This is a genomic window from Flavobacterium caseinilyticum (assembly GCF_004349085.1).
Taxonomy (GTDB): domain Bacteria; phylum Bacteroidota; class Bacteroidia; order Flavobacteriales; family Flavobacteriaceae; genus Flavobacterium; species Flavobacterium caseinilyticum.
Genome location: NZ_SMFM01000010.1, coordinates 65,023 through 80,164, shown reverse-complemented (window position 1 = coordinate 80,164; position 15,142 = coordinate 65,023). Strand labels below are relative to the sequence as shown.

The 15,142-nt window shown below is 33.8% G+C and carries 15 protein-coding genes; 5 read left to right on the top strand and 10 right to left on the bottom strand.

All coding sequences use genetic code 11. The features are described from left to right. Positions 1–8: 8 nt before the first annotated feature. Together E0F89_RS15745 and E0F89_RS15740 are read right to left on the bottom strand one after the other, a co-directional pair. Entirely contained in the window at positions 9–437 is a 429-nt protein-coding gene (locus E0F89_RS15745; protein WP_131910688.1) for an META domain-containing protein, read from the bottom strand. A gap of 54 nt (positions 438–491) precedes the next feature. Further along, positions 492–1,439: a YihY/virulence factor BrkB family protein gene (locus E0F89_RS15740; RefSeq protein ID WP_131910687.1), complete on the bottom strand. Its 948-nt coding sequence runs from the start codon at positions 1,437–1,439 to the stop codon at positions 492–494. Between the two features lie 520 nt (positions 1,440–1,959). Between E0F89_RS15740 and E0F89_RS15735 the strand changes: the two genes are divergently transcribed. Together E0F89_RS15735 and E0F89_RS15730 are read left to right on the top strand one after the other, a co-directional pair. Beyond that, positions 1,960–2,514, top strand: a complete 555-nt coding sequence (locus tag E0F89_RS15735; RefSeq protein WP_394345972.1) for a superoxide dismutase — start codon at positions 1,960–1,962, stop codon at positions 2,512–2,514. A gap of 283 nt (positions 2,515–2,797) precedes the next feature. Next, entirely contained in the window at positions 2,798–3,997 is a 1,200-nt protein-coding gene (locus tag E0F89_RS15730; protein ID WP_131910685.1) for an LETM1-related biofilm-associated protein, read from the top strand. 45 nt (positions 3,998–4,042) lie between these two features. Here E0F89_RS15730 and can read toward each other — a convergent pair whose 3' ends face one another. From can to E0F89_RS15710, 4 genes are all read right to left on the bottom strand, one after another. Next, on the bottom strand, positions 4,043–4,678 hold the full coding sequence (gene can, locus E0F89_RS15725; RefSeq protein WP_131910684.1) for a carbonate dehydratase: 636 nt from the start codon (positions 4,676–4,678) through the stop codon (positions 4,043–4,045). Between the two features lie 85 nt (positions 4,679–4,763). Beyond that, positions 4,764–6,434, bottom strand: coding sequence for a SulP family inorganic anion transporter (locus E0F89_RS15720; RefSeq protein WP_131910683.1), 1,671 nt, complete (start codon positions 6,432–6,434; stop codon positions 4,764–4,766). 87 nt (positions 6,435–6,521) lie between these two features. Beyond that, a complete protein-coding gene (locus tag E0F89_RS15715; protein ID WP_131910682.1) occupies positions 6,522–6,803 on the bottom strand; it encodes a hypothetical protein in 282 nt (93 codons plus the stop codon). Positions 6,804–6,924: 121 nt separating this feature from the next. After that, positions 6,925–7,404 (bottom strand): Dps family protein, encoded by a 480-nt coding sequence (locus E0F89_RS15710; RefSeq protein ID WP_131910681.1) that lies wholly within the window; start codon positions 7,402–7,404, stop codon positions 6,925–6,927. Between the two features lie 97 nt (positions 7,405–7,501). On the opposite strand from E0F89_RS15710, the gene E0F89_RS15705 reads away from it, so the two are divergent. Continuing rightward, a complete protein-coding gene (locus tag E0F89_RS15705; RefSeq protein WP_131910680.1) occupies positions 7,502–8,443 on the top strand; it encodes a LysR substrate-binding domain-containing protein in 942 nt (313 codons plus the stop codon). Positions 8,444–8,472: 29 nt separating this feature from the next. Here E0F89_RS15705 and E0F89_RS15700 read toward each other — a convergent pair whose 3' ends face one another. Both E0F89_RS15700 and mnmD read right to left on the bottom strand, forming a co-directional pair. Then, positions 8,473–8,670 carry a hypothetical protein gene (locus tag E0F89_RS15700; protein ID WP_131910679.1) on the bottom strand — a complete coding sequence of 66 codons (198 nt, stop codon included), beginning with the start codon at positions 8,668–8,670 and terminating at the stop codon, positions 8,473–8,475. A 173-nt stretch (positions 8,671–8,843) separates the two neighbouring features. Continuing rightward, positions 8,844–9,512, bottom strand: a complete 669-nt coding sequence (gene mnmD / locus E0F89_RS15695; RefSeq protein WP_131910678.1) for a tRNA (5-methylaminomethyl-2-thiouridine)(34)-methyltransferase MnmD — start codon at positions 9,510–9,512, stop codon at positions 8,844–8,846. 292 nt (positions 9,513–9,804) lie between these two features. Here mnmD and E0F89_RS15690 point away from each other — a divergent pair, with 292 nt between their 5' ends. Further along, on the top strand, positions 9,805–10,872 hold the full coding sequence (locus tag E0F89_RS15690; protein WP_131910677.1) for a branched-chain amino acid aminotransferase: 1,068 nt from the start codon (positions 9,805–9,807) through the stop codon (positions 10,870–10,872). Positions 10,873–10,959: 87 nt separating this feature from the next. On the opposite strand, the gene E0F89_RS15685 is transcribed toward E0F89_RS15690, so the two are convergent. Beyond that, the gene (locus tag E0F89_RS15685) at positions 10,960–11,343 is read right to left on the bottom strand and encodes a pyrophosphohydrolase domain-containing protein (RefSeq protein ID WP_131910676.1); all 384 of its coding nucleotides are present in this window, start codon (positions 11,341–11,343) and stop codon (positions 10,960–10,962) included. A 735-nt stretch (positions 11,344–12,078) separates the two neighbouring features. After that, a complete protein-coding gene (locus E0F89_RS15675; protein WP_131910674.1) occupies positions 12,079–12,525 on the bottom strand; it encodes a tellurite resistance TerB family protein in 447 nt (148 codons plus the stop codon). 273 nt (positions 12,526–12,798) lie between these two features. Between E0F89_RS15675 and katG the strand changes: the two genes are divergently transcribed. Further along, entirely contained in the window at positions 12,799–15,054 is a 2,256-nt protein-coding gene (gene katG / locus E0F89_RS15670) for a catalase/peroxidase HPI (protein WP_131910673.1), read from the top strand. Positions 15,055–15,142: the final 88 nt, after the last annotated feature.

The window sequence follows — 15,142 nt, the reverse complement described above, 5'->3', positions numbered from 1 at the left end:
TTTATAATCTATTTTTTCTCAAAACGCATCATTACAATGTCTCCTATTATAAGACTCAACGTTTTTCCATCTTCAGAAACAGAATAAGAATCTATTTTTTGAAGTGTATTCATGTAAACATTCTCACCTTCACCAGGACTAAACATTTTAGTTACCATCATCGGTTGTTTGAAATTGATTTTACTACCATCTGCATTCAATGTTCCCGAATAACTGTTGCAGCTATTTTTTCCAGAAACTCTGTCTTCTTTTAAGTTGAAAGTGATGGTTGGTTTATTGTCTGGATACAATCCTGCGAAAGCTATTCGTGGTCCTGATATATAATTCAATTCCCAAGCACCTTGCAATTCAGCTTTTTGACTGTTTGCCGTTTTTACGGAATTACAAGAAATAAGTACCGAACAAAATAGGACAAGTGATAAAATTATTTTTATCATTTGTTTTGTTTTAATATTTTTGTAAAATTTGCTTATTGACCAGAAGTAAATTTATTACTTTTCATCTTCAGGAATGACATCGGTCTTTTTTTTCTTTATCTCTGTAACCTCTACTTTTATTCCAACGGCATACGCATTTGGAATAATTTTTTTCCCATGCGCATTAGCATATACTTTAGTAAATTCGGCTCCAAAATATAATATTATAGCTGAGTAATATACCCAGATTAAAATAATGATTACAGATCCTGCAGCACCATAAACTGTAGCAACGGTTGAGCTTCCTAAATAAAAACCAATGGCAAATTTGCCTATCATGAAGAAAAAAGAAGTAAAACTGGAACCTATTAAGGCGTCTCGCCATGCAATATGTCCATCAGGCAACGTTTTGAAAATAATGGCAAATAAAATAGTCGTAGTTGCAAATAATATTAAAATATTAAAAACATAAAATATGTAAACCGTTGTATCTGGGAAATAAATTAACAATCGCGTATTGACAATATCCATTACGGTATTTACCATTAAGCTCACCATTAACAAAAACCCAACTGATGCAATCATAGAAAACGACATTAATCTGTTTTGTACGAATTTCACAATTCCTTTATTCGGTTTTGCCTTTAATCCCCAAATAGAATTAATCGAACTTTGTATTTCTGCAAATACACCCGAAGCTCCAACTAATAGCATAATCCCTCCAAATATTGTTGCAAATGTAACGCTATCAGATAATTCAATATTTTTGATGGTTTCCTGAATTTGAATAGCGGCTTCGTTACCAACCATTCCATTAATTTGTCCAAAAAATCTTCCGGTTACGGCTTCTCTTCCGAAGAAAAAACTGAAAATAGACAAAATAATGATTAACAATGGAGGCAGTGAAAAGATGGTGTAATAGGACAATGAAGCGCTTAACTTGAAGCCATTATCATCATCAAATTCATTATAAGTTCGCTTTAATAAACCCCAACTTAAAACTGCTATTTCTTTATGTTTCATTTGTGTAACTATCTTAATATTTTTTCGTTGAAAAAACTGCATCTTACGCTTCTTTATTATTGAGTGAAAAATACCATCAACACTTCGTATGATCTCAAATGGTATTGGTTTCAAAATTACAAAGATATAATTTACTAAATAGAAATAGATTTAATAAAATTCCTCTGCCCTTTGTATTTATTATACATATTGGCACCAAAAATCTAACTAAATTTTAAGTCTTTATTAACCCATCACAATCATTTAATGCTTAAATTTATATTCTTTTTAATAACCTTTTTAGTATAAATTTTAACTCATGGAAAATAACAATACACGAAGAAATTTTTTAAAACAGACAGCAATACTTTCAACAGGGACAATTATCGGCTCTAGTTTATTTAATTCGGCATTAGCTTCTGAAAATACTTTGAAATTTGAAAATCAATTCCGCGAACAAGACACTGTGGACGTTCAGGGAAACTATATCCTTCCAAAATTACCTTATGCTTATGATGCTTTAGAGCCGCATATAGATAAAATGACCATGGAAATTCATCACAGCAAACACCATCAAGCCTATGTGACGAATTTGAACAAAGCGATAGAAACATTGGATAAAAACGCACTGGAACATTCTAAATCATTGGAAAGTATCTTTGCAAAAATGTCTAAATTTCCAGAAGCTGTTCGTAATAATGGTGGCGGGCATTACAATCACAGTTTGTTCTGGAGTTTAATGAAACCAAATGGCGGCGGGAATCCAAAAGGGAAATTAGGAGATGCTATAATGAGTACTTTTGGTTCATTTGATGAATTCAAAAAACAATTCAGTGATGCATCGATGAAACGGTTTGGTTCCGGCTGGGCTTGGTTAGTGGTTCAAGACGGAAAATTACTCATAGGCTCAACTGCAAACCAAGACAATCCTTTGATGCGACTGCGAGGTAAAGGACTAAAAGGGAAACCCGTTTTAGCACTAGACGTTTGGGAACATGCGTATTATCTAAAGAATCAAAATCGGAGAGCCGATTATATTGCATCATTTTGGAATGTAGTCAATTGGGAAGCCGCTGAAGTTTTGTTCAATTCTTAAATACTTATAAAAGCCCCGGTTTGATTGAAAATCAGGGCTTCAAATTATGCTTATGCGTTTTTTATGTATCCAAATGTGATTTTTAGTACATCTCATTCTCAATAATTAGATAACAAAGTAGTACCTAGGTGAAGCATGTTTTAATCAAAAATTATAACAATTAAATTTATCTTGTTGAAAACGAAAAAAACATTACTAATTAATTGAATTATCTGCGTTAAACTAAAATCAGGAGTTAAAACAACGATAAAAAAACATAGCTTTGTAACTTCAAATTAAAGTAATGATTAACCCTTCGGCATCCGGTTGGATAGATAAATTTTTTGCAGAACAAAAATTTTCTGAACAAAACATTTCTACAACTACTGATATATTTTATCAGAAAGTACGAAATACTGGTTTTATATACGGTCATATCATTGCATTTGATACCGTAAATAGAATTGAAACCAAAGGCTGGTTTAAAGAGGAAATCTCTAAAGTAGCCTTGCTAAATACTTTGTATGATATTTTTTGTCTGACCAATAAAGAAATCCGCTCAGAAAAGTTTATCGAGAAAGCTGTTTCATTTTACAATCAAATGCATCCTCAGGGTTTTAATATTTTACAAAAAATTTTGCCCAAAAACCGTCTTTCATTAACATTAGAAAAAATAATTGATGAACGTGTTCAAACCAATGACAGTATCATCAGTAAAAATTTTTCGCATCTGGTCACTAATGCATTATTATTTATTGATATCCTTGCATTCCGTCAGTATTTAATACATGATTCAATTCCTGAAAAATATCTAAAAAAAATTGAAGAAACGATAGTGAGTATCGTTACACTTGGGCTAAATATAAAGTCTAATAAATCGCAGTATGATGATTTGTTAATTAAACTTTTTGAAGCATCGATACGCTACAGTAAATTTTCGAAAGTTTCAGTACAAGGTTTCGAAACCCTTAAATTGGATTATTTCACAAATGAACTGGAAAAATATTATTTGATTGATATCGCTGGTATGGCCCTTTGGAGCGATGGGAAAATCGAGAACGATGAAATTTACTTCTTACATACTTTAGCCGAAGCTTTGTCCGTTTCCGATTCATTTGTGAATCAAAGTATCAGTAACACCAACGATTTTATAACGAAACATAAAAAAGAAATCCCGTATTTTAATTATTCAAATCCTGTTAAACACTTTTACGATCAAACTACTCAAAGTGTTGTTACATTGATAAGCAGAAATAAAAACAGATTGATTAAAGAAATTGTTCAGAGCAAAGAATTAATGGTATTACTGGCCTATTCAACCAGAAGGGATTTAGACGAAAAAGAAAAGAAAAAAGTTAAAAAACAATTGTTGGAAATTTGTAAAACCGTTCCTTCTTTGGCTATATTTCTATTGCCCGGCGGGAGTTTATTGCTGCCTATTTTAATTAAATTCATTCCTACTCTTTTGCCAACTGCATTTAACGAAAATCTCGATAATGAATAAAAAAAAATCTGCTCAAGAGCAGATTTTTTCAGTAAAATTCTTTTATTAAAATTTCAATTGGTATACTTCATCCAAATCTTTTTCAGAGCTGATGTTAACATCTAAATCCGTTACAAAACCAGAATTAAGACCATATACCCATCCGTGTAAAGTTAAATCCTGACCGCTTCTCCAAGCTGCCTGAACAATTGATGTTTTGGCTAAATCAAAAACCTGCTCTTTCACATTCAACTCTACGAAAGTATTAAATCGCTCCGTTTCGTCTTCAATAGAATTTAAGTAAATATTGTGCAAACGATAAACATCTTTTATATGTCTAATCCAATTGTCGATAATTCCAATCGAATCATTACCCATTGCTGCCTTTATACCTCCGCAACCATAATGACCGCAAACCAGCACATGTTTTACTTTCAACACATTTACTGCATAATCCAAAACACTAAGCATATTCATATCAGAATGTACTACCATATTTGCAATATTTCTGTGTACAAAAACTTCACCTGGTTTTGCGCCAACAATTTCATTTGCAGGAACACGGCTATCCGAACAACCAATCCATAATAATGGTGGTGTTTGGCCTTTTGCCAAGTCTGCAAAATAATTAGGGTCTCTCGCAAGAGATGTTTCTACCCATTTTTTATTATTCTCTAGTATTTTTTTATAAAAATCGCTCATAATCTTTTTTTTTATTTGTTGTACAAACTTAAGTCGTTAGTTATTATTACGTGAAAAAGCATTTTTTTTGAACTGAAATCCCAACTTACTTACCGTTTTCTTCCTGAAGAAATTCTTCATCTGTCACTTCTTTTTTCACCATAACTCTCTTGGCAGCGTCGTAATAATGCTCAATAGTAACATTATTTTGAGTTCCCTCACTATTTTCTAATTGATAAGCTTTTTTAAATCCTTTCAATTTCACTTTTATATTACTGTCAACAGCCCTGGTTGTTTTGAATTCATGGATTAAATCCAAAATGTCGTGAGCAATGTAAACGGTATCTTTGGCATCTATAACAACTTTAGAATTTTCTGGAAGATGATTTAATGTTTGTTTTATTGCCGCTTTATTCAAGAAAGAAACTTCTTGGGCCAAATCAATATGTATTACATCACCGTCTGCATATTCTTCTTTTCTGAAGTAATAGGCCTTCTTGAGATTCCCTTTTAAAACAAATATAATACTAATGATAATTCCTAATGCAACTCCTTTCAATAAGTCCAAAAATACAACCGCTAATAATGTAGCAATGAAAGGAACAAACTGATATTTCCCTTTTTCCCAAAAATGCTTGAATGTCGACGGTTTAGCAAGTTTATATCCAATCAAAATTAATATAGCAGCTAAAGTTGCCAGAGGGATTTTATTCAAAACTACCGGAATGGCAAGTACACTAACCAGAAGAAAAAGTCCATGAATAATGGTTGACATTTTAGATCTGGCTCCCGCATTGCTATTTGCAGAGGAACGAACAATTACGGATGTTACCGGCAAGCCACCTAAAAGTGAACTCACCATATTACCAATTCCCTGTGCTTTTAATTCCACATTAGTATCGGTGTAGCGTTTTTGCACATCCATTCTGTCCGCTGCTTCTATACTTAAAAGTGTCTCGATTGAGGCGACAATAGCAATTGTAAAAGCGATTATCCAAACTTTTGGATTCATAACTCCAGAAAAATTTGGAGCTATAATAATAGCTTTGAATTCTTCGAAAGATGATGGGACCGGCAAAGACACTAAATGCTCTTTTCCAATTGTCAACGCACTACCAGTGGCCATGAAAATCTCGTTCAAAACAACACCAAGAACCACGGCAATTAAAGCTCCAGGAACCAATTTTAATTTTTTCAAAAAAGGAATTTTATCCCATGAGATCAAAATAGCCATAGAAACCAAGGTAATAACTATTGATCCTATTTGTATATAATCCAAAATATTAAACAGCGCAGAAAAGGTATTACTGCCATCGGGTTGTGAGAAAGATTGGTCACCTTCAAAGTCACTATCATAGCCGAAAGCATGTGGCAGTTGTTTCAGAACAATGATGATTCCAATACCTGCTAACATTCCTTCAATAACGTTAGTTGGAAAATAATTAGAAATGCTTCCCGCTTTAACAAATCCCAAAATTAACTGTAGTAATCCTGCAATAAAAACGGCCGTTAAAAAAATATCAAAAGCACCTAAATCAGTAATTGCTGTAAGAACAATAGCCGTTAGACCAGCGGCAGGTCCGGTAACACTTATGTGGGATGTACTTAGATAACCTACTATAATTCCGCCAACAATACCAGCAATAATTCCTGAAAACAGAGGAGCACCGGAAGCCATTGCAATACCTAAACACAATGGTAGCGCCACCAAAAAAACCACCAAACCAGACGCGAAATCTGACTTAAGGTTAGCAAAAAGATTAATTTTTTTTGTCATAATACCTAACTAAAATTGAATACCAACAGTTTTTCACATGCTATATGTGAAAATTGATTTTAAAAAAATAAAATCAAAAATTGTGTATTAAACGTCGTTGGGCGGGGGAATAAATATGGAAGACGTTATATTATCGTGTTTGGATAAATTCTCCGATAAAATAGTCCATGAGGCAAATTTTGCGGGAAGGATTTCATCTGAAAGATTATCAAAATAAACAAAAGTCTTGATTTCCTTAGGAGTATGTTCATCTTCAGAAGTAGTGTAGAAAATAGAAATATCAGCGCTTTTCTCAATCACAGTAACAATTGTTGGTGTGGCAAGAAACGTTATAAATATAATTAAGAATATTTTAGATATCAAATTCATCTTAACAAAAATAGAATTTTTGTTTAATAAAAAAACATCAATGATCCTAAATTTAAAATAAAATTAACATTAAAAAAAAACCAGAAAAAAATTACTTAATTTTCATCTGGTTTTCAATTCATTACAAACTTTCTTCAAGCCATGCTTGCATCATCCAAATTGTTTTTTCTTGCTCTGAAATAAAATCACTCATCATCGAATTTGTTCCTTCGTCATTGATTTCACTTGATTTTTTTAGAATTTCTCTCTCTATTTTTAATAAATGAGACAAAGAAGTAACAATTAAATGAACTGCTTTTTCATCATTAGAAATGTTTTTACCCACAACTAATTGATTATTGTTTATGTAATCTTCAAAAGTATGAAGTGGTGTTCCACCAACTGTCAGTACCCTTTCGGCAATTAAATCAATTTTTATTTGAGTGTCAGTATATAGTTCCTCGAATTTTACATGCAAATCAAAAAATCGTTTTCCTCTAATATTCCAATGAATACCTCTTAAATTTTGATAATAAACCTGAAAATTAGACAATAGGACATTTAATTCACTTACTATCAATTCTGATTCTTTTACGGGTAATCCTAAAATATTTGTTTTCATTGTTTTTATTTTATACAAATCTAAGCAAGAAAACGTCACTTTACACGATAAGTCAAATTGATTGTTTTTATATTTGCATCAGATATTACTATAAAAGATGACAATCACTCAACTAAAATATGTTCTTGCCGTTGCTGAACATAAAAATTTTACTCTGGCTGCCGAAAAATGTTTTGTCACTCAACCGACGTTGAGCATGCAAATTCAAAAAATAGAGGATGAATTAAGTATTCAGATATTTGACAGAACCAAAAAACCAATTCAACTTACTGATATTGGTCAAAAAATTGTCAATCAGGCAAAGAACATAGTCAACGAAGCAGATCGAATTCAAGATATTGTAGAACAGCAGAAGGGTTTTATTGGAGGAGAATTTAGATTGGGTATAATACCTACAGTTATGCCAACTCTACTACCCATGTTTTTGAATAATTTCATAAAAAAGTACCCCAAAGTAAAACTTATAATAGAAGAGTTAAATACTGCAGATATTATAGAGAAACTCAAAAATGGTCATCTTGATGCTGCAATTGCTGCAACACCTTTGATGGAGGAAAAAATAAAAGAAATTGTATTGTATTACGAACCGTTTGTAGCTTATATTCCGGAAAGTCACCATCATTATCAAAAAGAAGAAATAGAAATTGCTGATTTAAATATTGATGAAATGCTGCTGTTACAAGACGGCCATTGCTTTCGCGACGGAATTTTAAACTTATGCAAAAATGTAAGTAAAAATGAAGTGAGCCACTTTCAGATAGAAAGCGGTAGTTTTGAAACATTGATAAAATTGGCCGATGAAGGATTAGGAACTACATTGTTGCCCTATTTACACACACTTGATCTAAAAGAAAGTGACAAATTAAAACTCCGCCATTTCAAAGAACCTAAACCAGCCAGAGAAGTAAGTTTAATTTATCCAAAGAACGAATTAAAAATACAAATCATCGATGCCCTTAGAACCACAATTGCAGGTGTGATAAAAGGCGCTATCGTTTTTCAAAATGTTCAAATTATAAGTCCACTTTCCAAGAAATAAAAAAGGAACCACTTAGAGTTCCTCTTATTTTATGAATTAACAATTAATAGACATTGCTTCAGTTCTGGTTTACCTTTTGTGAAACTTAATAACCATTTCCTTAATTCCTCCAGTTCATAAGGAAGCAACATTTTGATCGCTTTTTCTAACTCTTTACAAAAAAGTAATGGGTCAAAACTCACTCTTTCTAAAACTAATTTTGTGTAATCGTACATAACTTTAGACATAATAAATGAGGATTTTAAATTATCTATTGGTTTTAAAGTATCGTAAAAATACGTTTTTTTTAATTACAATAGAACTATTTAATATCATTTTTCATTCTTTTATATTTTTAATTTATGAAAAATTGATCATAGCAAACAATTTATAAGTTACTGATTATGATTTACTTGTGTTTTTAAATCGTTTTTTTTGTCGCTCGGAACATTTCTCTTTTTCCAGGAGGTCCTGCAAGCTTTTCAACAGTGAAACCTACTTCGATCATGCTTCTTTTTACCACTCCCCTTGCGGCATAAGTTACCAGTACACCGTCAGGCTTAAGTGCGACATACATTTTTTTAAAAATTTCCGTACTCCACAATTCCGGTTGGACCCTGTAGCCAAAAGCATCAAAATAAATTAGGTCAAATTGATTAATATCATCGATTTCTTCGAATAATTGCTTCCTTTTAGTCAATAAAAAATCATTCCTTAAAGTGATTTGCTCGCCCCAGCTACTGTTGTGCATGGTGGAGAAGATTTCACCTTCTGCTGCAGCATTTAATTCCGCGACATAATTCATATTTGAAACTTCCTCTTCTGAAATGGGATACGCCTCTACTCCTACATATTCAATGGTCTGCTGCATTTTTTTGGCTTCCAATAAAGTAATAAAAGCATTTAAGCCCGTGCCAAATCCTATTTCTAAAATGGAAACTTTCCTATTATTAAATAGAGAAAGACCGTTTTTAATAAAAACATGCTGTGCTTCTTGTATTGCGCCATGTTTTGAATGATAACACTCGTCCCATTCCTTTATCTGTATAGTTGTTGAACCATCAAGTGTCTGTATAATTTCTCTTTTCAAAACTGCGATTTATGTTGTTGATATGTTACAAATGAATTTATTTTTCAAATTTAATATAAACTGCTGTATCTAATCTAATAATTACATAATTCTTATATACCATATTAATAGGAAGGCTATGATTTCTGAAAAATAAATAAACCGTAATCAAAAGCTTTAATTAATGGCATTTTAATAAGGATTTCATTGATTTTTATTTAATTTTGCAAATTATAAATGACAGTTTCGAGAATTAAAAAATTTTAAACGCTCAACTATTATACTTTAAAGATAATTAAAAACAATACTTACTATGAGTACAACTCAAACCAACAAATTTGAAATAATAAAAGCCTCCACTTCTAAAATAAACGAAGTTGATTTTGAAAACCTAAGCTTTGGTTCGGTTTTTACTGATCATCTATTAGAATGTGATTATACCAATGGACAATGGCAGAAACCAGTTATCAAACCATATGCTCCTTTTTTATTAGATCCATCAGTACGAGTTTTTCATTATGGTCAGGCAATTTTTGAAGGAATGAAAGCCTACAAAGATGACGATGAGGCACTTTGGCTATTTAGACCGGATGAAAACTACAAGCGTTTCAATAATTCTGCAGTAAGGATGGCTATGCCCGAAGTTCCGGAAGAAGTTTTTATTGAAGGCTTGAATCAATTGCTGCAATTAGATGAAGCTTGGGTAAAGAAAGGAAAAGGAAACACTTTATACATCAGACCGTTCATGATTGCAACGGGTACGGGAGTAATTGCAAGTCCTTCAAACGACTACAAATTCATGATTATTTTATCGCCCGCAAAATCTTATTATTCAGGCGAAGTAAAAGTCCTTATTGCTGAACATTATAGTAGAGCTGCTAACGGTGGTATTGGGGCTGCAAAAGCTGCCGGTAACTATGGCGCTCAATTTTATCCAACAAGCCTTGCTAACAAAGAGGGGTTTCAGCAAGTAATCTGGACCGATGATGCAACGCACACCAAACTGGAAGAAGCCGGAACAATGAATGTCTTTTTTAGAATAAATGATACATTACTGACTGCTCCCGTGAGCGAGCGAATTCTTGATGGAATCACCAGAAAGAGTCTCATTGATATTGCAGAGAAGGAAGGTATCGACGTTCAGATTCGTCCCGTTTTAGTGTCGGAATTGGTGGAAGCTTCAAAAAATGGTACGCTGAAAGAAATTTTTGGTGCAGGAACCGCTGCAGTTGTAAATCCTATCGTTGGATTTTCATATCAGGATGTTTATTATGAACTGCCAAAAACTGAAGATTCAATGGCATTAAGGTTGAAAGACATGTTAACAAATATTCAGCACAAACTGGCTGAAGATACTTTTGGATGGACTGTTAAAGTGTAACATTTCTTTTAAAGAATAAATAAAAAGCGATTTTCTAATGAATATCGCTTTTTTTTATCGTCAAAAACAGGTAAAATCTGCATTAATTTATTTTAGTATTTCAGAAAAATCAGGTTTAGAGTAATGAGGACCTTTCATCACTTTACCATCTTCACGATAAATCGGTTTTCCATCTTCCCCTAACTTACTCATATTACTGCGCTGAATTTCGGCGAAAACTTCTTCCATTTTATGCTGCAGACCATGTTCGAGAATGGTGCCGCAAAGAATATACATCATATCTCCCAAAGCATCCGCAATTTCGGTTAAATCATTATTTTTTACTGCCTCTAAATATTCTTCATTTTCTTCCTTCATCAGATTATAACGAAGTAAATGTTTGCTTTCTCCTAAATGAGCCGTTGGATTTTCAGAATAATCCAATTTATAGGTTATGTGAAATTCTTTGACAGCTTCGATTTGTTTCTGCATAATTTTTATTTTATCAAATGATGGACAATTTAGCAAACTATTATTAAACAAATAACTAAATTTGTCAAAAATTATTTAAATTATGTTTAGTCAGGGACAGTACATATTTGCAGGTTTATTTTTTGTTGCTTTTGTTATTGCAATGATTTATGCCTACCGAAAAGATTTAGCACTACACAGAAAGTTTTACAAGGGAAACTACATCATTCTGATAGGCTTTGTTGTTTTTATTGGAACTTTATTTTTAATAAAAATATTTTTTAAGCGCTAGTTGTTTCAAATCTAAATTTGGTGCTTTCTGGAAATGCAGGCCAACAGAGGCGCTTTAATCCAAGTGATAAAACCTTTTTATAAGGTAGTCAATGATTAAGTAAAGCACTATTCCGGCAAACGCAAATGCTATTAAAAAACTAAGTAAGTTAAGCACAATATTAGGGATAAACTTCAATCTGGGATGTGTAATTAAAGGTTCCCGATGGAGTCTCTGATGAAAGTTTTCCTTTGCAATTTTAAGTTTCTTTTTGATAGCCAGTTAGTTTTTAAGAAAACAGTTGTACATTATTTCGTTCAGCATTTACCAATACTCTAAATTACATAATAAATTTAACTGAAACAGAGCCTCAAATTAAAAAACCATCTTTCAGATTCGAAGTATATTTTTTAGTTTAGCTTTCCGTTTCAAAAAAATTTTTAGTCTAATTTATTTTTGAACAGTGCTAGAATTCCAGCACTGTCTTATATTCCTTTGATGTTACCCCTGTTTTTCAGGAAAATCACTTCTACAATTTTACGTGTCATGTCATCATGTAATTTGAGTTGCTTTGACAAAACTTCTATGATGTTTTTTTCTTCTTTTTCCAATGTTCCGTCGGCAAGTAAAACTTCTAAAGCAAGAGCAAATAGCGTTTCTTTATCTTCCTCTTTAATAAATTCAGAACAAGACGAGATGAATTTTAGCTGCCCAAATTCTGTTCTTAAATTAAAAGCCTTTGCATAAAGAGGTGCAATATCAATTCCAACAAATTTCTCCTTGGAATGCAATAATCTGGCTAATGTGGCTTTTTCTGAATCTGTAATATTATGGTCAGCAGCTATACACGAGTATAAGATGCCAACCCAAGCTTCAAACTCTGAGTGTACCTGATTTTGGCTGTTATTATTTTGGTCTTCTACTGAATTCATCGTTTTTATTTTTTGTTAAAGTTACTGCTATCAGTTTTAACGACTACTAAGATTTGGTAATAAATTAAGATTTAAAAAATAAACTGAATTTTGGAAGCAGAATTAATTCAACTATTCCTATTTTTATAGTAAAGGAGAAATGCATTCTTCCTACCCAATCCTTTTGAATCACATTAGCGCAATAACAGCAATAGTTTTTATCTATTGAAAATAGATTCAGCTGCGGATATTTTTTAATAAATTCGTCAAAGAAAACAAAAAATCAATCATATTATGGAAAATAACACAAATCCAAGCTCAACTGCTTACAATGTCAACACGGAAAGCAAGTGCCCATTTTCTGGTGCAGCTGCTCCAAAACAGAGCGCTGCTGCAGGGCTGAGTAATCGCGACTGGTGGCCCAATCAGTTAAAATTAAATATTTTGCGCCAAAATTCTTCCTTATCAGATCCCATGGGAGAAACATTTAACTATGCTGAAGAATTCAAATCATTGGATTTGGATGCGTTGAAAAGAGATATATTCGAAATGATGACCACTTCTCAAGAATGGTGGCCTGCAGATTATGGTCATTATGGCCCGTTCTTTATTCGTATGGCTTGGCACAGTGCAGGAACGTATCGAATTGCTGACGGACGTGGTGGAGCAGGTTTTGGGACGCAACGTTTTGCACCCTTAAACAGCTGGCCAGATAATGCAAATTTAGATAAGGCTCGTTTATTACTATGGCCAATCAAACAAAAATATGGCAAGAAAATCTCTTGGGCCGATTTAATGATTCTAACTGGTAACTGCGCTCTTGAGTCGGCTGGTTTAGAAACATTTGGTTTCGCCGGCGGACGTGCCGATGTGTGGGAACCAGCTGAAGATATTTATTGGGGATCTGAACGAGAATGGTTAGCGCTAAGCAACACTCCAAATAGCCGTTACTCGGGTGATCGTGAGCTAGAAAATCCTTTAGCAGCAGTGCAAATGGGTCTTATATACGTAAACCCTGAAGGTCCGGACGGGAATCCTGATCCGCTATTGGCAGCTCGTGATATTCGCGAAACTTTTGCCCGTATGGCGATGAATGACGAAGAAACTGTGGCTCTTATTGCCGGTGGACACACATTGGGGAAAACCCATGGTGCTGCTGACCCTAATAAATACATTGGTTCAGAACCTGCAGGAGCAGGTATCGAAGAGCAAAGTCAAGGATGGAAAAACAGTTATGGGAAAGGTAACGCCGAAGATACGATTACCAGTGGTCTTGAAGGTGCCTGGACAACTACCCCGACAAAATGGAGTAATAACTACTTCGAAAACTTATTCGGTTTCGAATGGGAATTAACCAAAAGTCCGGCTGGAGCACATCAATGGAAACCAAAAGGAGATGCAGGTGCCGGCACCGTTCCAGATGCGCACGATCCTTCAAAAAGTCATCAACCTTTTATGCTAACTACTGATTTATCTTTAAGAGTAGATCCAGTATACGAGAAAATATCACGACACTTTTTTGAAAATCCAGCGGAATTCAATGATGCATTTGCTAGAGCGTGGTTTAAACTTACGCATAGAGATATGGGACCAAAAGCTCGCTATTTGGGACCAGAAGTTCCTAGTGAAGAACTAATCTGGCAAGATCCGGTTCCGGCAGTTAAGCACCCATTAATTGACGAACACGATATTACTAATCTTAAATCGACCCTTCTTGCTTCTGGATTGTCAGTGTATGAATTAGTTTCTACCGCTTGGGCATCAGCATCCACGTTCCGTGGATCTGATAAACGTGGTGGTGCAAACGGTGCTCGCATTCGTTTAGAACCGCAAAAAGACTGGAAAGTGAATAATCCTTCTCAATTAGAGAAAGTATTAGAAACACTTGAGAACATCCAAAAAGATTTCAACAGTGCTAATTTTGGCGGTAAGCAAGTTTCCATCGCTGATTTAATTGTTTTAGGTGGTAGTGCTGGGATTGAACAAGCTGCAAAAAATGCCAATTATGATGTAAGAGTCCCTTTTACTCCGGGAAGAACTGATGCTTCGCAAGAACAAACTGATGTAGAATCATTTGCAGTCCTTGAGCCCGAAGCGGATGGCTTTCGCAACTATGTCAAAACAAAATATAAGGTTTCAGCAGAGGAAATGTTGATTGACAAAGCACAATTATTAACATTGACGGCACCTGAAATGGCAGTTCTTGTAGGTGGAATGCGTGCTATGAATATGAACTTCGATCAGTCTCAAACTGGAATTTTTACAAAACGCCCAGGAGCGTTGAGCAACGATTTCTTTGTAAACTTGTTGGATTTAAGCGTTACATGGAAAGCGGTTTCAGAGTCAGACGATGCATTTGTTGGTACCGATCGCAAAAGTGGCACAATCAAATGGGTTGGAACACGCGTGGATCTTATTTTTGGATCTAACTCAGAACTAAGAGCCATTGCCGAAGTTTATGGTTGTGAAGATGCTCAGGAAAAATTTGTAAAAGACTTTATTGCGGCGTGGACCAAGGTGATGAACCTCGACCGTTTTGACTTAATTTAATTTTAGATTTTTTTGATTTGTTTAAAAAGGTGATCTGGTAACAGATCACCTTTTTTATTTACAAATTCATTCGAAGTTTCGTTTAAAG

Coding starts and splice junctions, on each gene's coding strand:
- E0F89_RS15715 (WP_131910682.1), bottom strand. CDS start 6,803: ATGAATTTGATATCTAAAATATTCTTAATTATATTTATAACGTTTCTT.
- E0F89_RS15685 (WP_131910676.1), bottom strand. CDS start 11,343: ATGCAGAAACAAATCGAAGCTGTCAAAGAATTTCACATAACCTATAAA.
- E0F89_RS15710 (WP_131910681.1), bottom strand. CDS start 7,404: ATGAAAACAAATATTTTAGGATTACCCGTAAAAGAATCAGAATTGATA.
- E0F89_RS15740 (WP_131910687.1), bottom strand. CDS start 1,439: ATGAAACATAAAGAAATAGCAGTTTTAAGTTGGGGTTTATTAAAGCGA.
- E0F89_RS15745 (WP_131910688.1), bottom strand. CDS start 437: ATGATAAAAATAATTTTATCACTTGTCCTATTTTGTTCGGTACTTATT.
- E0F89_RS15705 (WP_131910680.1), top strand. CDS start 7,502: ATGACAATCACTCAACTAAAATATGTTCTTGCCGTTGCTGAACATAAA.
- E0F89_RS15675 (WP_131910674.1), bottom strand. CDS start 12,525: ATGAATTCAGTAGAAGACCAAAATAATAACAGCCAAAATCAGGTACAC.
- E0F89_RS15700 (WP_131910679.1), bottom strand. CDS start 8,670: ATGTCTAAAGTTATGTACGATTACACAAAATTAGTTTTAGAAAGAGTG.
- katG (WP_131910673.1), top strand. CDS start 12,799: ATGGAAAATAACACAAATCCAAGCTCAACTGCTTACAATGTCAACACG.
- can (WP_131910684.1), bottom strand. CDS start 4,678: ATGAGCGATTTTTATAAAAAAATACTAGAGAATAATAAAAAATGGGTA.
- E0F89_RS15690 (WP_131910677.1), top strand. CDS start 9,805: ATGAGTACAACTCAAACCAACAAATTTGAAATAATAAAAGCCTCCACT.
- E0F89_RS15730 (WP_131910685.1), top strand. CDS start 2,798: ATGATTAACCCTTCGGCATCCGGTTGGATAGATAAATTTTTTGCAGAA.
- E0F89_RS15735 (WP_394345972.1), top strand. CDS start 1,960: ATGACCATGGAAATTCATCACAGCAAACACCATCAAGCCTATGTGACG.
- E0F89_RS15720 (WP_131910683.1), bottom strand. CDS start 6,434: ATGACAAAAAAAATTAATCTTTTTGCTAACCTTAAGTCAGATTTCGCG.